This window comes from Kineococcus siccus (assembly GCF_009906795.1).
GTDB lineage: Bacteria > Actinomycetota > Actinomycetes > Actinomycetales > Kineococcaceae > Kineococcus > Kineococcus siccus.
The window spans coordinates 1-3,037 of sequence record NZ_JAAALN010000332.1; the positions used below are offsets into that span (position 1 = coordinate 1).

Below are 3,037 nucleotides of genomic sequence, written 5' to 3' on the forward strand. Positions count from 1 at the left end.
TCCCCCACCTCCTCGCCCACCGGCCGGCCGGCGCGGCGCGGCGTGTGGGACCGCGTCGCCGGGGTCGTGGAGCGCCACGCCCGCCGGACGTGGATCGTCTGCGCCGTCGTGCTCGCCGCGTTCGCCGCGTTCTTCCCGACGTTCCAGGCCGACGGCGTGAGCCAGGCCGACACGTTCCTCACCGACGTCGAGTCCGTCGAGGGCAGCCAGGTCCTCGCGCGGCACTTCCCCGCGGGCTCGGGCGAACCGGCGGAGGTCGTGGTGCCGGCGGCGCAGGCGCCCGAGGCGACGCGGGTCGCCGGCACGGTCGCGGGTGTCGACTCGGTCGCCGCGGGCCCCGCGGACGCCACCACGGCCGTCGTCAACGCCACCCTCGCCGACGGCCCCGACTCGACCGCGGCCACCGAGACGGTGCAGCGGCTGCGCACGGCCCTGGCCGCGGCGGACGTCGACGCGCTCGTGGGCGGGAGCACGGCGACGCAGCTCGACACCCTCGACGCCGCCCGCCACGACCGCGCCCTGATCATCCCGGTGGTCGGCGTCGCCGTCCTCCTGGTCCTCGTGCTGCTGCTGCGCTCGGTGCTCGCGGCCGTGGTGCTGATGGCGTGCACGGTGCTGTCGTACGCGGCCACGGTGGGCATCGCCGCGCTGGTGTTCGACCACGTCCTGGGGTTCCCGGGCGCCGACCCGGTCGTCCCGCTGTACGCCTTCGTGTTCCTCGTCGCGCTGGGTGTGGACTACTCGATCTTCCTCATGACGCGGGTGCGCGAGGAGTCGCTGCAGCACGGCACCCGGACGGGGACGCTGCTGGGCCTGCGCGCGACCGGCGGCGTGATCACCTCCGCGGGCGTGGTGCTGGCCACGACGTTCGCCGCGCTGGCCGTCGTGCCGCTGCTGTTCCTCGCGCAGCTCGCGTTCCTCGTCGCGTTCGGGGTCCTGCTGGACACCCTGCTCGTGCGGTCGTTCCTCGTGCCGGCCCTGGCGCACGACCTGGGCGACCGCGTCTGGTGGCCGTCCCGGTTGCGCCCCAACGCCTCCGCGGCCGGCCTCCGCGCCGCGCGGCACCGCGCGGCCGGGGAGAGGATGCCCGGGTGAGCCCCTACCGCTACGTGGCCCTCGGCGACTCCCTCACGGAGGGCATGGTCGACGCGACCCCCGACGGCGGGTTCCGCGGCTGGGCGGACCGGCTCGCGGAGCACCTCGACGCGCAGCTGCGGGCCGAGGGCCGGGAACCGCTGGAGTACGCGAACCTCGCGGTGCGGGGGCGCCTGCTGCCGCAGATCGTGGCCGAGCAGGTCCCGCAGGCCGTCGCGCTGCGCCCCGACCTCGTGAGCCTCGTCGGGGGCGGCAACGACCTGCTGCGGCCCGGCGGCGACCCGGACACCACGGCCGCGCTGTTCGCGGACGCCGTCGCGACCCTGACGGCGGCCGGCGCGCACGTCCTCGTGGGGACCGGGTTCGACACGCGCGGCGCGACCCTGCTGCGCCGCAACCGCTCCGCCGTCGGGATCTACAACAGCCACCTGTGGGCCACGGCCCGCCGCTATGGGTGCAGCGTGCTGGACCTGTGGAGCATCGAGGCGCTGCACGACCGCCGGTCCTGGGGCGAGGACCGCATCCACCTGTCCCCGCCGGCGCACGCCACGGTCGCCCTGGCGGCCCTCGACGCGCTGGGGCGCAACGCCCCCGAGGGGTCCCCGGACTGGCGCGACCCCCTGCCCGCGGCCCTCGCCCGGGCGCGCCGCGACGTGTGGCGGGACGACCTGCGCTGGGGTCGCGTGCACGTCCTGCCCTGGGTCGGGCGCCGGCTGCGCGGCACCTCCTCGGGCGCGCACCGCACGGGCAAGCGGCCCGATCCGCGACCGCTGGCCGACTGACGCGGGAAGCCTCAGAGCAGCAGGTCGCCGGGACTCCCGACGGACCGCCAGGCGGGCACGTCGCCGTCGGCCGGGACGCCCGGCGCGGCGGCCGCGACCAGGGCGGGGAGCCGGTCCGCGGCCGGCAGCGGGCCGAGGTCGAGCGACGTCAGCTCCGCGACGTCGGCGACGGGGACCTGGAACGTGCGGAAGGCCCCCAGCTCGGGGACGTCGGGGGCCGCCGACGCGAGCACCTCCTCGACCAGCGGGGTCTGGTCGAGGACGAACGCGGCCGACGCCAGCACCGACAGCTCGCCGCCGTCCGGCTGCGGCCGCAGGTAACCGGCGACCTTGAAGAACCGCAGCGGGATGCGCACCCCCCGGTACTCGGGGTCGTCGTCGGCGAAGACGGGCCCCGTGACGACGACCAGCCGCTGCTTGTACCGGCGGGCGTAGGCCAGGACGTGGTCCTCCAGGCCGAGCCACAGCTCCATCGCCTGGTTGAAGCGGGCGTGCTGCGGGGCCGCGTTGGTGTAGCTGAAGGTGTCGGCGTTCGCCTCCCGCGCCTCGGCCGGCGCGCCCCACACCGGGTCGCGGCGCCGCACGAGGTGCCCGCGGTCGAGGTCGTTGCGGGCGTACAGCTCCGCACCGGCCTGCTCGTCGGGGCGCACGCGCGGGTCGAGGTACCAGGCGTCCCCGCCGCGGTCGAGGTCGACGAGGGACCCGCCGTCGATCCCGACGACGGTGGCGGCCGCCAGCCGCCGGTCCGGGCGCAGGACGACCGAGAAGTGCGTGTACGGCAGCACCACGACCTCGGTGCCGTCGGACGGCAGCGGGACGGGCACGAGCGGGCCCGGCGCCAGGAAGGCCGGGTCGTAGCCCGCGCGCCCCGCCAGCTGCGGCGGCGCGGCGGCCGTCGTGGTCACCGTCGGGGTCCCGTTCCTGGTGACCGTCGTGGTGGCCGTCGTGGTCGCCGGCGTGGTGGCCGTCGTCGGCGCCGGCCCGCTCGCGGAGTCGCTCATGCCCTCACTGTGCGCCACTCCTCCGACACGACGGTGGCGGCCCGGTTCACGGCCGGCGAACGGGCGGGGGACGAGGCCACCCGGACGAGGCCGCCCGGACGAGGCCGCCCGGGGCGCACGCGGCAGACTGCCCCGGTGACTCCCGCCCTGCCGCACACC

Annotated in this window: 3 protein-coding genes; 2 read left to right on the forward strand and 1 reads right to left on the reverse strand. The window is 77.0% G+C overall.

The genetic code is table 11. From position 1 onward, the window contains the following. The coding region (locus GTR02_RS20985) for an MMPL family transporter (protein WP_166609416.1) at positions 1-1,095 on the forward strand (1,095 nt) is incomplete at its 5' end. Continuing rightward, positions 1,092-1,877 carry an SGNH/GDSL hydrolase family protein gene (locus GTR02_RS20990; RefSeq protein WP_338073963.1) on the forward strand — a complete coding sequence of 262 codons (786 nt, stop codon included), beginning with the start codon at positions 1,092-1,094 and terminating at the stop codon, positions 1,875-1,877. The genes GTR02_RS20985 and GTR02_RS20990, both read left to right, overlap by 4 nt. Positions 1,878-1,888: 11 nt before the next feature. Here GTR02_RS20990 and GTR02_RS20995 read toward each other — a convergent pair whose 3' ends face one another. Beyond that, entirely contained in the window at positions 1,889-2,878 is a 990-nt protein-coding gene (locus GTR02_RS20995) for a DNA/RNA non-specific endonuclease (RefSeq protein ID WP_166609417.1), read from the reverse strand. Positions 2,879-3,037 lie beyond the last annotated feature (159 nt).

Bases quoted from the DNA above. Each gene is read 5' to 3' on its own strand.
- GTR02_RS20995 (WP_166609417.1), bottom strand. From the start codon at position 2,878: ATGAGCGACTCCGCGAGCGGGCCGGCGCCGACGACGGCCACCACGCCG.